At 64.9% G+C, this 14459-nt stretch carries 14 protein-coding genes; 2 read left to right on the top strand and 12 right to left on the bottom strand.

The genetic code is table 11. The annotated features are described in order from the left end of the window. Positions 1–98 precede the first annotated feature (98 nt). The 8 genes from rpe to IVA78_RS18750 form a co-directional block, all read right to left on the bottom strand. Positions 99–836 (bottom strand): ribulose-phosphate 3-epimerase, encoded by a 738-nt coding sequence (rpe, locus tag IVA78_RS18785; protein WP_247415214.1) that lies wholly within the window; start codon positions 834–836, stop codon positions 99–101. Next, positions 833–1762, bottom strand: a complete 930-nt coding sequence (cbbX, locus tag IVA78_RS18780) for a CbbX protein (RefSeq protein WP_247279133.1) — start codon at positions 1760–1762, stop codon at positions 833–835. Before cbbX ends, rpe begins: the two co-directional genes overlap by 4 nt. Before the next feature lie 98 nt (positions 1763–1860). Continuing rightward, a complete protein-coding gene (locus IVA78_RS18775) occupies positions 1861–2268 on the bottom strand; it encodes a ribulose bisphosphate carboxylase small subunit (protein ID WP_247279132.1) in 408 nt (135 codons plus the stop codon). A 10-nt stretch (positions 2269–2278) separates the two neighbouring features. Next, positions 2279–3739 carry a form I ribulose bisphosphate carboxylase large subunit gene (locus tag IVA78_RS18770; RefSeq protein ID WP_247415216.1) on the bottom strand — a complete coding sequence of 487 codons (1461 nt, stop codon included), beginning with the start codon at positions 3737–3739 and terminating at the stop codon, positions 2279–2281. Between the two features lie 31 nt (positions 3740–3770). Continuing rightward, positions 3771–4856, bottom strand: a complete 1086-nt coding sequence (gene fba, locus IVA78_RS18765; RefSeq protein ID WP_247279130.1) for a class II fructose-bisphosphate aldolase — start codon at positions 4854–4856, stop codon at positions 3771–3773. A 9-nt stretch (positions 4857–4865) separates the two neighbouring features. Next, a complete protein-coding gene (gene tkt, locus IVA78_RS18760; protein ID WP_247466904.1) occupies positions 4866–6884 on the bottom strand; it encodes a transketolase in 2019 nt (672 codons plus the stop codon). Positions 6885–6910: 26 nt separating this feature from the next. Continuing rightward, positions 6911–7786, bottom strand: a complete 876-nt coding sequence (locus IVA78_RS18755; RefSeq protein ID WP_247279128.1) for a phosphoribulokinase — start codon at positions 7784–7786, stop codon at positions 6911–6913. Between the two features lie 12 nt (positions 7787–7798). After that, entirely contained in the window at positions 7799–8836 is a 1038-nt protein-coding gene (locus IVA78_RS18750; RefSeq protein ID WP_247279127.1) for a class 1 fructose-bisphosphatase, read from the bottom strand. 118 nt (positions 8837–8954) lie between these two features. Here IVA78_RS18750 and IVA78_RS18745 point away from each other — a divergent pair, with 118 nt between their 5' ends. Then, the gene (locus IVA78_RS18745) at positions 8955–9932 is read left to right on the top strand and encodes a LysR family transcriptional regulator (RefSeq protein ID WP_247279126.1); all 978 of its coding nucleotides are present in this window, start codon (positions 8955–8957) and stop codon (positions 9930–9932) included. Positions 9933–10189: 257 nt separating this feature from the next. On the opposite strand, the gene IVA78_RS18740 is transcribed toward IVA78_RS18745, so the two are convergent. The 4 genes from IVA78_RS18740 to IVA78_RS18725 form a co-directional block, all read right to left on the bottom strand. After that, complete coding sequence (locus tag IVA78_RS18740) at positions 10190–10399, bottom strand: hypothetical protein (protein WP_247280334.1); 210 nt, start codon at positions 10397–10399, stop codon at positions 10190–10192. Between the two features lie 132 nt (positions 10400–10531). Further along, positions 10532–10951 carry a DUF4118 domain-containing protein gene (locus IVA78_RS18735; protein ID WP_247280333.1) on the bottom strand — a complete coding sequence of 140 codons (420 nt, stop codon included), beginning with the start codon at positions 10949–10951 and terminating at the stop codon, positions 10532–10534. Between the two features lie 138 nt (positions 10952–11089). After that, entirely contained in the window at positions 11090–12283 is a 1194-nt protein-coding gene (locus tag IVA78_RS18730; protein WP_247280332.1) for an MFS transporter, read from the bottom strand. A gap of 51 nt (positions 12284–12334) precedes the next feature. Next, positions 12335–12952 carry a TetR/AcrR family transcriptional regulator gene (locus IVA78_RS18725; protein ID WP_346015485.1) on the bottom strand — a complete coding sequence of 206 codons (618 nt, stop codon included), beginning with the start codon at positions 12950–12952 and terminating at the stop codon, positions 12335–12337. Positions 12953–14230: 1278 nt separating this feature from the next. Here IVA78_RS18725 and IVA78_RS18720 point away from each other — a divergent pair. Next, positions 14231–14455 carry a hypothetical protein gene (locus IVA78_RS18720; protein WP_247280330.1) on the top strand — a complete coding sequence of 75 codons (225 nt, stop codon included), beginning with the start codon at positions 14231–14233 and terminating at the stop codon, positions 14453–14455. The last annotated feature ends 4 nt before the right edge of the window (positions 14456–14459 follow it).

The raw sequence follows: 14459 nt of genomic DNA, 5'->3' as shown, positions 1-14459 counted from the left end.
GCGGAGGGGAGCCAAAGTTCCAGTCGGCGCGGATTCGCACGCTGAATTCTCCCCGCCCGCCAAGGGCCAGGCGTAGAGGCGGCGATCGATGACGTAGTCTACCGGACAGGGCCTCCATCGCTTACGCGCATCCGCTGCGCAGACCTATCTTGCGGCTTTGGAAGCAGGCTGGCGTCGGCGGCGGCGCGAATGGCCGCAATATTGGCCGCGTATTCCGCGGCGCCTTTGCCGCGAAACACCGCGGAACCCGCCACGAGCGTATCGGCGCCCGCGGCGGCCACCGCAGCAGCATTGTCGCGCGTGACACCGCCATCGACCTCGAGCCGGATTGGCCGGTTGCGGATCATGGTCTTGATCCGTGCGATCTTCGCCAACTGGGAGTCGAGGAAGGACTGGCCGCCGAAGCCGGGATTGACCGTCATCACCAGCACGAGGTCAAGACGATCGAGCACATATTCGATGACACTCTCCGCCGTCGCCGGACACAGGCTCACGCCGGCTTTCCTGCCGAGCGCCCGGATCGCCTGAAGCGAACGGTCCAGATGCGGGCCGGCTTCTGCGTGCACCGTAATGACGTCCGCACCGGCCTTCGCGAACGCCTCGAGATAAGGATCAACAGGCGCGATCATGAGATGCACGTCGAAGACCTTCTTCGTCAGCGGCCGGATCGCCTTGATGACGTCGGGGCCAAAGCTGATGTTGGGCACGAAGTGTCCGTCCATGACGTCGCAATGGATCCAGTCGGCCCCCGCCGCATCGATCGCCACGATCTCCTCGCCGAGACGCGCGAAATCCGCCGCCAGGATTGAAGGAGCAACGATCACCTCTCTCGTCATGACCTTGCACTCCGCGCGTCGGCGCCGCCGCTGAAGACGCGGCTCGCCAGGACGTCGATGGGATCGATGGTTTCGAGGTCGGCGATGTCGAGCATGCGGTCGAGATCGGATACCAGGCGATCGGCCTGCCGCAGGCGGATACGGTCGACGGCGTTGCGGATCGACCGCGCGTTGGAGAAGAACGGCTGGGTCCGGCGCAGCGTGATGTATTTTTCGAACGCCTCGCGCGCGGCCGCCGAGAAGCGATAACCGCGCTCCTTCAGCATCAGCTCGGCGATGACGAGCAGCTCGGCTTCAGCATAGTCTGGAAATTCGATGTGGTGCGCGATGCGCGAGCGGAAGCCGGGATTGGAGGCGAAGAAGCTCGTCATCCGCTCGCCATAGCCGGCGAGGATCACGACCAGGTCTTCGCGCTGATTCTCCATCACCTGGAGCAGGATCTCGATCGTCTCCTGGCCGTAGTCACGCTCGTTGTCGGGCCGGTGCAGATAATAGGCCTCGTCGATGAACAGCACGCCGCCCATCGCCTTCTTCAATATCTCCTTGGTCTTCGGAGCGGTGTGGCCGATATACTGGCCGACGAGATCGTCGCGCGTGACCGAGATCACCTGCCCGCGCCGCACGAAGCCGAGGCCATGCAGGATCTTGGCCATGCGCAGCGCTACCGTGGTCTTGCCGGTGCCGGGATTGCCTGTGAACGACATGTGCAGCGTCGGCGGCGCGGAGGCTAATCCCGCGCGCTGCCGGATACGTTCGATCAAAAGCAGCGAGGCGATCTGGCGCACGCGGTTCTTCACCGGCTTCAATCCGACCAGCTCCTGCTCGAGCTGTTGCAGCGTGTCGGTGATCCCGGCCGCTTCAGCTTCCTTCCGGAGATCGAAATTGGTCTCGCTCTGTTCGGTTGTTGCGTGAGGAATATCAAGCATCGGCACCTCGAAGAAAAGAGCTTCGCCGCAGGGGAGCGGCGAAGCAGTGGTCCGCCAAGGAAACGGAGCAGGGAGTGCTCCGCGCGGAGAGGAATGGCTTACACGGACGCCTGCGCGGCTGGCTTTCGTACCGTGGTGTAGCGGATCGCGCGGCCGCCGACCTCGTGCCGCACCAGCTCGAACTCCGCCTCCTGCGCTGGCCGGTTGACGAGGAAGGAGATGCGCACCGATTCCCAGCCATGGCTGGAATCGAAACCGCTGATGCGGATGTAGCGGTCGCCGTACACTCTGCGGCACTCGGCGAGCTCCATCATCACGCCCGCGGCGTCCTGGAGATCGAACATCGGCAGGCCCCACATCTCCCAATAGGTGTTGCGGGGATGCGGATCGTCGGTGAACTCGATGTTCACCGCCCAGCCATTGGCGAGGCAGTACTGCACCTGGCTGTAGATCTGGTCGTCGGTCAGATCGGGCAGGTATGAGAAGCAGCCCTGGGTCAGTTTCATGTGAATCTCCTCAAACGGTTTCCAGCGCCGTCGGCACGAAGTCCGGCGTATCGGTGGATTGATAGTTGAAGGTGACGTCCTTCCAGACTTCGAGCGCGGCCTTCAGCGGCGTGCAGGTCTCGGCCGCCTTGGCGAGGATCTCCGGCCCTTCGTGGACATAGTCGCGGCCCTCGTTGCGGGCGAGGATCATCGCTTCCAGCGCCACGCGATTGGCGGTCGCGCCGGCCGCAATGCCCATGGGATGGCCGATGGTGCCGCCGCCGAATTGCAGCACGACGTCCTCGCCCAAGAGATCGAGCAGCTGGTGCATCTGCCCGGCATGGATGCCGCCGGAGGCCACCGGCATCATCTTGTTCAGGCTCGCCCAGGATTGGTCGAAGAACAGCCCGTGCTCGAGCTTGGTTGGATTGAAGTCCTCGCGGCAGACGTCGTAGTAGCCGCGCGTTGTGTTGGGGTCGCCTTCGAGCTTGCCGACCACCGTGCCGGCATGAATGTGGTCGACACCGGCAAGCCGCATCCATTTGGCGATGACGCGGAACGACACGCCGTGGCTCTTCTGCCGCGTATAGGTCGAGTGGCCGGCGCGATGCAGATGCAGGATCATGTCGTTGCGCCGCGCCCACTTGGCCATCGACTGAATCGCGGTGTAGCCGATCACAAGGTCGATCATGACGATGCACGACCCGAGCTCTTTGGCGAACTCGGCGCGCTCGTACATGTCCTCCATCGTGCCCGCGGTGACGTTCAGGTAGGTGCCCTTGACCTCGCCGGAGGCCGCCTGCGCACGGTTCACCGCCTCCATGCAGTAGAGGAAACGGTCGCGCCAGTGCATGAAGGGCTGCGAGTTGATGTTCTCGTCGTCCTTGGTGAAGTCGAGCCCGCCCTTCAGCGCTTCGTAGACCACGCGGCCGTAATTGCGGCCCGAAAGCCCGAGCTTCGGCTTCACGGTCGCGCCGAGCAGCGGCCGGCCGAACTTGTCGAGCCGCTCGCGCTCGACCACGATGCCGGTCGCCGGTCCCTGGAACGTCTTCACATAAGCGACCGGGAAGCGCATGTCCTCCAGCCGCAGCGCCTTCAGCGGCTTGAAGCCGAACACGTTGCCGATAATCGAGGCCGAGAGGTTGGCGATCGAGCCCGGCTCGAACAGATCGAGGTCATAGGCGATGTAGGCGAAGTAGGAGCCGGGCGAGCCCGGGACCGGATCGACGCGATAGCATTTCGCGCGATATTTCTCCGCGGCTGTCAGCCGATCGGTCCACACCACGGTCCAGGTCGCGGTCGAGGATTCACCGGCGACCGCAGCCGACGCCTCGATCGGGTCGACGCCCTCCTGCGGCGTCACGCGAAACAGCGCGATGACGTCGGTGTCCTTTGGCGTGTAGTCGGGCTCCCAGTAGCCCATGCGCTTATATTCCATCACGCCCGAGCGATATCTTTCCTTGCCGCGGACGGTTCCTGCGTGTGCATTCATGACTTTCTCCTGCTCTTCTCTCTCTGAACGACTAGGCTGCGACCGGTTCGCGGGCGCCAATGCGCGGATCAAGTTCGCCGGCGCGATAGCGCCGCGCCATCTCGCTCATCGGAACCACCTTGATCTTGCTCGCGTGGCCTGCCGTGCCGAACTGCTCGAAGCGCTCGCGGCAAAGCTCGCGCATTGCATCCATCGCCGGCTTGAGGAACTTTCGTGGGTCGAATTCGGAGGGCGCCTGCGCGGCGACCTTGCGGAACACCGCGGTCATTGCGAGACGGCAGTCCGTGTCGATATTGACCTTGCGCACGCCGCTTCCGATGCCGCGTACGATCTCCTCGACCGGCACGCCCCAGGTCTGCGGCATCTCGCCGCCGAACTGATTGAACATGTCCTGCAGCGGCTGCGGCACCGACGACGAGCCGTGCATGACGAGATGCGTGTTCGGCAACCGGCGATGGATCTCCTCGACCACCCGCATCGCCAGGATGTCACCATCTGGCTTGCGGCTGAACTTGTAAGCGCCGTGCGATGTGCCCATCGCGATCGCCAGGGCATCGACCTTCGTCGCGCGGACAAAGTCGACGGCTTGGTCCGGATCGGTCAGCAATTGGTCGTGGCTGACCTTGCCCTCGACGCCGTGGCCGTCCTCCTGCTCGCCGCCGCCATGCTCGAGCGAGCCGAGCACGCCGAGCTCACCTTCGACGGAGGCGCCGACCCAGTGGGCGAGATCGACGACGCGGCGGGTGATCGCGACGTTGTAATCGTACTCGGCCGCAGTCTTTGCGTCGGCTTTCAGTGAGCCGTCCATCATCACCGAAGTGAAGCCGTGGGCGATCGCGGAGGCGCAGGTCGCTTCGTCATTGCCGTGGTCCTGGTGCATGCAGAGCGGGATGTCCGGATAGGTCCGCTCCAGCGCGTCGATCATGTGCGAGAGCATGAGATCGCCGGCGTAGCTGCGCGCACCGCGCGAGGCCTGGATGATGACCGGTGCGTCGACCTCTGCCGCCGCCTGCATGATCGCGATGCCCTGCTCCATGTTGTTGATGTTGAACGCCGGCACCGCGTAGCCGTGGCTGGCGGCGTGATCGAGCAGTTGGCGAAGGGTGATACGAGCCACGATGAATCCTCATTGTCGCTTGCGAGCGATCGCCCGTCGGGCGGCTTCCGCAATGCTTTGCGGTGTGATGCCGAACTCGCGGTACAGTACGGGCGCCGGCGCCGAGGCGCCGAAGCCGCGCATGCCGACGAACTCGCCGTCCATGCCGATCCAGCGCGGCCAGTCGCCCGCTACGGCCGCCTCGATCCCGACACGCGGCGCAGTGCCGAGCACGGTGGCGCGGTAATCGTCCGATTGTTGCTCGAACAGTGCGAAGCAGGGTGCGGACACGACGGCGGCACGGATGTGCTCGGTCGCGAGCAGGCGCGCCGCCTCCAGCGCGATCGACACTTCCGAGCCGGTTGCGATCAACGTCACGTCGCGGCCGCCGTCAGGCGACACGACGAGATAGGCGCCGCGCGCGACGCGGTTTCTGCCGCGAGCATCGCTGCGGAAGGTCGGCAAGGCCTGACGCGACAGGCACAACACGGACGGACGGCTCTCGGAATTGAGTGCGCAGTCCCAGGCCTCCAGCATCTCCACCGCGTCGGCGGGACGGAACACCAGAAGGTTCGGAATCACCCGCAGCGCGGCGAGATGCTCGACCGGCTGGTGCGTCGGGCCGTCCTCGCCGAGGCCGATGGAGTCGTGGGTCATCACATGGATGACGCGCAGCCGCATCAGGGCCGCAAGGCGAATCGCCGGCCGGCTGTAGTCGGAGAAGGCGAGGAAGGTACCGCCGTAGGGGATGAAGCCGCCATGCAGCGCGAGGCCATTCATCGCGGCGGCCATGCCGTGCTCGCGAATGCCGTAATGGATGTAATCGCCAGTGAACGTCCCACGCGTGACGGGAGCCTGCACCTTGGCGTGTGTCAGGTTCGAATGCGTCAGGTCGGCCGAGCCGCCGACGAAACCGGGAATCGTCCCGGCGACGCCCTCGAGCACCTGTTGCGAGGCCTGGCGCGTCGCGATCTTCGGGCGCTCGCTGGCGAAGCGCTCGCGCAACGTCGCCGCAGCCAGCGCATAGGCGCCGGGCAAGGTGACGGCCTTGCCCTCGATGAACAGGTCGCGCTGCTCGGGCGTCGCACGTTCATAACGATCGAGCCAGGCGAGACGATCGACCTGCCCGCGCTGTCCGATCATCCGCCACGCCTTCAGGATCGGAAGTGGCACCACGAAGGGCTGATAATCCCAGCCCAGCATCCGGCGCGCAGCGGCCGTCTGCTCGGTTCCGAGCGGCGCACCATGCGCCTTCTCAGTGCCCTGGCGGTCCGGCGCGCCATAGCCGATGATGGTGCGGCAGGCGATCAGCGACGGTTTTGTCGTCTCACGCTCTTGCGCAATCGCCTGCGCAACGGCTTCGGGATCGTGGCCGTTAACGCGGCGCACCGACCAGCCGGAGGCGGCGAAGCGCGCGAGCTGGTCGTCGGAGGTTGCCAGCGAGGTCGGCCCGTCGATGGAGATTCCGTTGTCGTCGAACAGCACGATCAAGCGGCCGAGCTGGAGATGGCCGGCGAGCGAAATCGCCTCCTGGCTGATACCCTCCATCAGGCAGCCGTCACCGGCGATCACATAGGTGAAGTGATCGACGAGGCCATCGCCATGCCGCGCATTGGCCATGCGCTCGGCGAGCGCCATGCCGACAGCCGTCGCGATCCCCTGCCCGAGCGGTCCAGTCGTGGTCTCGACGCCCGGAGTGTGGCCGTATTCGGGATGGCCCGGTGTCTTCGAGCCCCATTGCCGGAACGCCTTGATGTCATCGAGGCTGACATCACCGCCGGTCAAATGCAGCAGCGCATAGAGCAGCATCGAGCCGTGCCCGGCCGACAGCACGAAGCGGTCGCGGTCGGGCCAGTTCGGGTGCGCCGAGTCGAATTTGAGAAAGCGTGAGAACAGCACCGTCGCGACGTCGGCCATACCCATGGGCAGGCCGGGATGGCCGGACTGCGCGGTCTCGATGGCGTCGACCGCGAGGAAGCGGACGGCGTTGGCGAGATCGTTGTGCGTGACTGCCGTAAGGTCGGCTTCGGCATGAACCGAGATGTTCATCGGGCCCTCCCGTTATCGTCGTTGCTTCACTTCAGGTTTCGCTTGCGTTCGATGAGCTGCATGATCAGCGGCGTCAGGATCAGCTGCATCGCGAGATCGAGTTTCGCGCCGGGGCAGACGATCGAATTCGCGCGCGACATCCAGCTTTGCGGCAACATCGACAGCAGGTAGGGGAAGTCGATGCCCCGCGGATTCTTGAAGCGGATCACGACCATCGATTCGTCTGGCGTCGGGATCCAGCGCGCGATGAACGGATTAGAGGTGTCCACCGTCGGCACGCGCTGGAAGTTCATGTCGGTCTCGGTGAATTGCGGGCAGATGTAATGGATGTAATCGGGCATGCGCCGCAGGATGGTGTCGGTGACGGCCTCGGTCGAATAACCGCGCGCGCTGCGATCGCGGTGCAGCTTCTGGATCCATTCGAGATTGATCACGGGCACGACGCCGATCTTGAGGTCGGCATAGCGCGCGACATTCACCTTATCCGTGACGACGGCGCCGTGCAGGCCCTCGTAGAATAGCAGGTCCGAATTCTCCGGTAGCCGCTCCCAATCGGTGAAGGTGCCGGGAGGTGCGCCATGCAACGCGGATTCCTCGGCATCGTGGACATAGTGACGCGTTACCGCCGTGCCGGTCTCGCCATAGTCGCGGAACGCGCGCTCCAGCTCCTCGAACAGGTTGGTCTCGGGGCTGAAATGGCTGAAGTGCTTGTTGCCGCGCTCGGCCTCGTTCGCCATCTGCGCGCGCATCTCGGCGCGGTCGTAGCGATGGAACGCGTCGCCCTCGATGTAGACGGCGTTGACTTTCTCGCGGAAGAATATCTGCTCGAAGGTCTTCTTGACCGAGGTGGTGCCGGCGCCGGAGGAGCCGGTGATGGAGATAATGGGATGCTTCCTGGACATGGGACGCCTCGCTCAGAGCCGGAAGAATCCGCGTCGCGCGAACAGCGGCGCGGAGACGCTGGCGACCAGCAGCGGATCGCAATGCAATTCCTCGACCCGCCGCACCTCATTGCTCGAGCCCATGATCAGCGGCACGCGCTGGTGCAGGCTTTGCGCAGACAGCTCGAGGATGCGCTCGCGCCCGGTCGAGGCCGAGCCGCCGGCCTGCTCGATGATCATGGCGATCGGATGCGCTTCGTAGGTCAGGCGCAGGCGGCCGTCGCCATAGCCGGGACGCGCGTCCGAGGGATAAAGGAACACACCGCCGCGGGTGAGGATGCGATAGGCTTCCGCGACCAGCGAGCCGATCCAGCGCATGTTGAAATCGTGGTTGGCGGGGCCTTCGACACCGGCGAGGCATTCGTCGATGAAAGCGCGCACTGGCGGATCCCAGTGCCGGCGATTGGACGCGTTGATCGCGAACTCGTCGCAAGCCTCGGAGATCTGCACGCCGCTGCGCGCGAGGCGGAAGCAGCCGGACTTGCGATCGAGGGTGAAGATATCGACGCCGTCGCCGAGCGTCAGCACCAGCGAGGTCTGCGGGCCGTAGGTGGCGAAGCCCGCCGCAAGCTGGGCCGAGCCGCGCTGATGGAAGGCGAGTGAGGGATCATCGGGTGCCGGCAGGATCGAGAAGATCGTGCCGACGGTCATGTTGATGTCGATGTTGGAGGAGCCGTCGAGCGGATCGATCGCGACGCAGATGCGGCCGTCACGGTCGACAATCTGGGCCTCGCGCATCTCCTCCGACGCCAGGGCAGCGAGCGGCAGCCTGCTGAGGCAGCGGCGCAGGATCGCATCGGCCTGAACGTCGAGATCGCGCTGGAGGTCGCCGTCGCTGTTGCGGCCCGTGGTCAGGCCCGAGGCGTCGGCGAGATCGCCGGAGGCGATGAGATCGGCGATCTCGATCGCCGCTGCCGCGATGGCGTCGACTGCGGCCGCCACGGCGAGCGCATGCAGCGCGGTCTCAGAGTACCGTTGAAGGTGGTCGTCCAACCTCAGTTGCCCGGTCATCTGCGTCCATCCCCTTGCTGGCGCCGCATCTATCTCCCTCCCCGTGGAGGTCGGTGCGGTCAGTCCCAGCACGATGAGATTGACAGGGACGGCTTAATAAGGAAAATTTCTATTCATAATGAGCTCAAAAGAATTTTCTTATAATGGCCCCGGCCACGGGGCGTCCCAGCTCCGGCATCTGACGATCCGGCAGCTGCGCTCGCTTGCGGCGGTTTCGGCCAAGGGCAGCGTGACGGCGGCGTCCGGCCATCTCGGGCTGACGCAGCCCGCCGTGACCCAGCAGCTTCGGCAGCTTCAGGACCTCGCCGGCCTGCCGCTGGTGCAGCGGACCGGTGACGGCATGCTGCTGACGGAGGCCGGCAAGGAGGTGCTGGCGCTGGCCGAACGGGTCGAGGCCGCGATCGTGGATTGCCAGGGCGCGCTCGACCTGCTGGCGGGACGGACCGGCGGCACGGTGCAGCTCGGCGCGGTCTCGACCGCAAAGTACTTCGTGCCGCACGCGATCGCGGCGTTCTCCAAGCGCTATCCCAAGATCGAGATCAAGCTCACCATCGGCAATCGCGAGGAGATCCGCGAGGCCATGCACGGCTACGACCTCGATTTCGCCGTGATGGGTCGGCCACCGGCGGACGTCACCGTCGACGTCCGTCAGCTCGGGCGCAATCCGCACATCATCGTCGCGCGGAAGGGGCACTGGCTGGAGAAGGATTCCGGCCTCAACCTGACCGATCTCGTGCACGAGACCTTCCTCACCCGCGAACCGGGCTCGGGTACGCGGACGCTGATGGAAGGCATGTTCCAGAAGTCGGATCTCGAGCCGATCATCGGCATGGAGATGAGCAGCAACGAGACCATCAAGCAGGCGGTGATCGCCGGGCTCGGCATCGCCTTCATCTCGGCGCACACCGTGGCGCATGAGCTCGCCGAGGGCCGGCTGATCGTGCTCGACGTCGCCGGCCTGCCGATCGTGCGGCAATGGTACGTGATCCGCCGCAGCGACAAGGTGCTGCTGCCGCCGGCGCAGGCGATGTTCGATTTTCTGGGTTCGGAGGGATCGAACTATCTGCCCGACGTGCCCGAACTCGGCGGGGGATAGGCCGCCGAAGTTCAGCCCATCAGCTTCATCGCGATCGTCGCGGCCAGGATCACGATGATCTGGAGCAGACGCTCCGTCGTGAAGATGCGGTTGAAGGTGGTCATCGCGTGCCCCGGCCGACGTGAAGAATCTCGTTGAGCCGTTGCTAGCACAGGCGCTTGCCGAGACAACTCCGTAATTGCACCGTGATGTCCCGTGCACGATCCGACGATCGCACCTTCGGCAAGCTGGATCGGGGCCGTGCCGATGGTTGACGATCAGGCCGCGAGCGGGACGGCGTAGTCTGCGCGCGCCGCGAAATAGGCTTCCAGCTCCAGTAGCGCCCGCGCTTCCCACTCCCTCGCCTGCTCCAGCAACGACCAGCTCTGGCCCGGGCGGAATGCAGCGGTCTGGCGGTAGAGCGATGCGATGCCGCGGTAGCGGCGCACGTTCTCCAAGATGGCGTGACCGGTTATTTGGCCGTTCATGTCCGAAAACTCCCTCGTCATTCCCGCGGGAGAAATTGCGGCCAAATCTTTTTCGAAAAGTTAGCGGCGCGCGGCAAGCTCGCGGATGGTTGCCGAACTGTTGCGCGCGCGCAACGCGCGTGCACAGTCGATCTATTGCGGATTCGTTGCCGTGCTCTCGCCCGGGCGCTTCAGCCCGCCGCGGCTGACGATCGCCATCGTCTCGCGGCAGAGATCGGCGAGGCCGATCACCAGCACGGCCAGCAGGCAGAACAGGTTGATAGAATCGGCATTCGCGCTGGTCAGCGAATTGAACTCGAAAAAGGGCGGCATGAACGCCCACCATACCAGCGGAATGGTCAGCAGCGCGGCGAGCGCCGCCGCCGGCACGCCCGCGACAAGCCCGAGCAGGAAAAGGCCGGGCAGGAATGCAGCGAAATAGAGTTTTGCGCCGAGCGCGACACAGATTCCCTGAAGCACCGCCGACATCGCCACGACGACAAGCCCCAGCAGAAACGCCTGCCACGACCATGGCCGTACCCGCGGTACGCCAAACAGTCCCGTATGCCTCATCAGCCTCCCCCTGCCGCCTGTTAACCAGGTCCGCTTGCGACCAAAGTACTACAGCGGCGAGCGGACCGCGAGGCGGAAATTGCGGCCTCGCGGGGTTGGTAAATGGGCCGCAACGCATAATTGCGGCCATGCCGGCGGCTATTCGGTCGCCGCATAGAGCAGGCCAGCGACGGGCAGGGCAAGGCCAATGGCCGATGCCAGGGTCCAGCCGCCCTGTGCGAAGGCGAAGGCGCCGAGCGCGGAGCCGGCAGCACCTGCGGCGAAGAACGTCGCCATATAGAGCCCGTTAAGGCGGCTGCGGTGCTCGTGCCCGAGCACGAAAATGGCACGGAAGCCGAGCACGACATTGCCCTGCACGCCGATATCGATGGCGATCGCGGCCACCACCAGGCAGGCGAGGTTCAGCACCGATCCGGCCGCGCCGATCTGCGTGATCAGGAATCCGGCGGCTGCGAGCAGCATCGCCACCAGCGTCGCGAGGCGGCTATGGCCGCGGTCGGCGAGCCGTCCTGCGATCGGGGCCGCGAACACGCCGGCAACGCCTGCGAGCGCGAACAGCGCGATGCCGCGCTGGGTGAAGCCGAATGCGCTCGCGAGCTGGAGCGGCGCTACCGTCCAGAACAGCGTGAAGCAGCCGAACAGACTCGCCTGGTAGAGCGCACGGCGGCGCAGCAGCGGCGTGGTGCGCACCAGCTGCGGCATCGACAGCAGCAGCGCGCCATAGTGCATGCGCGCCACCGGCTTGCGCTGCGGCAGCGTCAACCAGAGCACGGCTGCGAGCACGATCATCAGCCCGGCCGAGCCGAAGAACACTGCGTGCCACGACAGCGCCGCCGTGACGAAGCTCGACACCGGGCGCGCCAGCATGATGCCGAGCATCAGGCCGGTCGAGACATTGCCGACGACGCGGCCGCGGATGGCCTCGGGCGCCAGATGCGCGGCATAGGGAATGATGATCTGCACCGCGACCGAGCCGAGCCCGATGAACAGCGCGGCGATCAGGAACGGCAGCGCGTGGGTGGCGAACGCCGCGGCGAGCAGGGCCGCCGCCCCAAGCGCGATGACCGAGCAGATCAGCGTGCGGTTCTCGACGAGGTCGCCGAGCGGTACGATGAAGAGAAGCCCGATGCCGTAGCCGATCTGCGTCATGGTGACGATCAGCCCGCTAGCTGCATGCGACAGGCCGAGCGCGGCGCTGATCGGCGCGATCAGCGGCTGGGCGTAATAGATGTTGGCGGCGACCATGCCACAGGCCGCGGCAAGCACGAAGGTCAGGCGCTGCGACACCGCATCCGGTCCGGGCGCGGTCTCGATCGTGGCATTCATCGTCATTCGTTAGACTCCAGGAATAGGGAATGACTATTCCCTATTATGACAAAAAATTCAGGCGAGCAGTTTCATCGCGACGGCGACGAGGCGCGTCCCGTCGAGCGGCAGGCGTGCCTTGCCGGCGACGCGCATGCCTTGCGTGATGCAGATCATCAGCCGCGCGGTGTCGTTGGCATCGACGTGACGGGGAATCGACCCATCGGCCTGCCCCTGGCGAATGAGGCCGGCGATGAAGCTTTCGTTCGTTTTGAGCTGCGCATTGACGCGGGCGCTGACCACGGGATCGAGCGCGGACAGTTCGACCGCGCTGCCGACGACCAGGCAGCCGCGCTGCCCCTCGGTGCCCTGGGAATGCTCGACATAGGACAAGAGCACGTTGCGGATTTGCTCGCGGCCGTTTGCACCGCACGCCGCTGCGCTGCGCGTCTGCTCCTGGCGCAGCGTGGTGTAGCGTTCGAAGGCGGCGAGAAACACGGCATGCTTGTCGCGAAACGCCTTGTAGACGCTCCCCGTAGCCAGCCGCATCGCCGCGGTGAGATCGCCGATCGAGGTCGCATGATAACCGCGCTCGCGAAACACGCGCACGGCCCTGTCGAGCGCGGTATTCATGTCGAACTCCCGGGGACGGCCGGGCGGACGGGTGGGCTGAGATCGGCGGGCAGCCTTTTGCATTGCGGGATAATAGGGAATGATTGTTTCCGAATAAAGACACTTGGTTGTGAATGGGAATGGATAAAGGTTGGCTGATGGATAGCGGAAACTTAGGAGATCGCGTCCCGGACAAGCTGCAACGCGCAAGCGTTGCGGCGCAGAGCAGGCACCCAGAAAGCGACACGGCAAAATGCGGAAAGATGGGCCCCGGCTCTGCAGCGCATCGCTAAAGGGCGCTGCGCTGCGTCCGGGGCACGAGAGGAGAGTGAGGCATGATCTCTCCACACGTCATTGCGAGCGCAGCGAAGCAATCCAGAATCCCGCCGCGGAAAGACTCTGGATTGCTTCGCTGCGCTCGCAATGACGGAGCAAGGTGAACCGACGTCGTTTTCAAACTCGCAGTTTACTCGCAGACACGCCTTCGCATTCTCGCGGCGCGTTTCGCCCGAGCTTTGCTTCGTCGCTCCACCCTCAAAGCCGGGAGGGCGCAGGGAAGGCCGGGTGCCGGCTGGCACCCACGGTCCGCTGTGCGAAAGGCACACGCAGAAAACTGCACAGCGGCATACAGGTGAAGCCCAACACACGGCCTTCCCTGCGCAGTGGTTTGACGGCTTATGCCGCGCTCTCCTGGGAGCCGAGTTCGTTCTGGCCTCCCTCGCCCTCGTAGAAGTCACGGACACCGCGCCGGTTGACGCCAATGCCGCATCCGCAAGAGCTTGACCGTAGCAACGACGGCCAGGACCACACGGTTTTGCCGTACGCGCGGCTCGCCTGCGCCACAGGGTTCGACGGCGTTGTGCACCTTGCCATCGACATGCTGGCGCGACGAACCTGACAGCGCCGTCCGTCCTGCGCGAAGCTTAAGGGTTCACGGAGAGCAATCCGCCCTGCCCTTGGCCTTTCGCGCCCGACGCTGCCGCGTCCACCGCAAGCCCGGCTCCGCGATCATCACGACACATGATCGCCCCTCTCGGATGAGCCGGGATGGGCGATACATACGTTATTTCCGAATTTCGGTAAAGTGGAATATTTTTGCGCGAGGGAATTGACAGACGGGCGACACAGGCGCGGCTGGAGCGGAAGCGCAAACCGGGAGTGTGCGCGCAAGCAGACCCCGGGTTACGCTGCGTTCCATCGGGCTATGAGGAGCTACGCTGCAAGTGAGTGCGGGCGACCCTTGCCAGCTGCGATCGTTGCGAATTTGCAACGGTTCCCCACGGTCTGAAGCCGGCCAAAAGAAACTCCCATTACGGCCACGAACCGCTCTCACAACGCCGTGAGACTAGCAGGGGAACTACGATGCGTGCACAGCGCGTTTGGAAAGTGAATGGGGCCGCCAGCATCGGGCAACTCCAATCGAGACTGGATGACCTGAACAAGCGGCTTGGCCAGCTCGAAGGCCAGCATCCCGAGGGCTGGAAGATCGAAGAACTGAGATCGAGCGCGCTCAGCCTGTCGCGCGAAATCGACGACATCCGCTGCGCCGAGGCGACGGCCGCGCTGAGCGAGCTGCTGCGCAAGTAATCAG

Origin of the sequence: Bradyrhizobium sp. 137 (assembly GCF_023074095.1) — a bacterium.
Lineage (GTDB): Bacteria > Pseudomonadota > Alphaproteobacteria > Rhizobiales > Xanthobacteraceae > Bradyrhizobium.
This window is presented reverse-complemented; position numbering and strand designations above follow the sequence as displayed.

Coding starts and splice junctions, on each gene's coding strand:
- cbbX (WP_247279133.1), bottom strand. CDS start 1,762: ATGCTTGATATTCCTCACGCAACAACCGAACAGAGCGAGACCAATTTC.
- IVA78_RS18775 (WP_247279132.1), bottom strand. CDS start 2,268: ATGAAACTGACCCAGGGCTGCTTCTCATACCTGCCCGATCTGACCGAC.
- IVA78_RS18730 (WP_247280332.1), bottom strand. CDS start 12,283: ATGACGATGAATGCCACGATCGAGACCGCGCCCGGACCGGATGCGGTG.
- IVA78_RS18750 (WP_247279127.1), bottom strand. CDS start 8,836: ATGACCGGGCAACTGAGGTTGGACGACCACCTTCAACGGTACTCTGAG.
- rpe (WP_247415214.1), bottom strand. CDS start 836: ATGACGAGAGAGGTGATCGTTGCTCCTTCAATCCTGGCGGCGGATTTC.
- IVA78_RS18740 (WP_247280334.1), bottom strand. CDS start 10,399: ATGAACGGCCAAATAACCGGTCACGCCATCTTGGAGAACGTGCGCCGC.
- tkt (WP_247466904.1), bottom strand. CDS start 6,884: ATGAACATCTCGGTTCATGCCGAAGCCGACCTTACGGCAGTCACGCAC.
- IVA78_RS18745 (WP_247279126.1), top strand. CDS start 8,955: ATGAGCTCAAAAGAATTTTCTTATAATGGCCCCGGCCACGGGGCGTCC.
- IVA78_RS18725 (WP_346015485.1), bottom strand. CDS start 12,952: ATGCAAAAGGCTGCCCGCCGATCTCAGCCCACCCGTCCGCCCGGCCGT.
- IVA78_RS18720 (WP_247280330.1), top strand. CDS start 14,231: ATGCGTGCACAGCGCGTTTGGAAAGTGAATGGGGCCGCCAGCATCGGG.
- IVA78_RS18735 (WP_247280333.1), bottom strand. CDS start 10,951: ATGAGGCATACGGGACTGTTTGGCGTACCGCGGGTACGGCCATGGTCG.
- IVA78_RS18755 (WP_247279128.1), bottom strand. CDS start 7,786: ATGTCCAGGAAGCATCCCATTATCTCCATCACCGGCTCCTCCGGCGCC.
- IVA78_RS18770 (WP_247415216.1), bottom strand. CDS start 3,739: ATGAATGCACACGCAGGAACCGTCCGCGGCAAGGAAAGATATCGCTCG.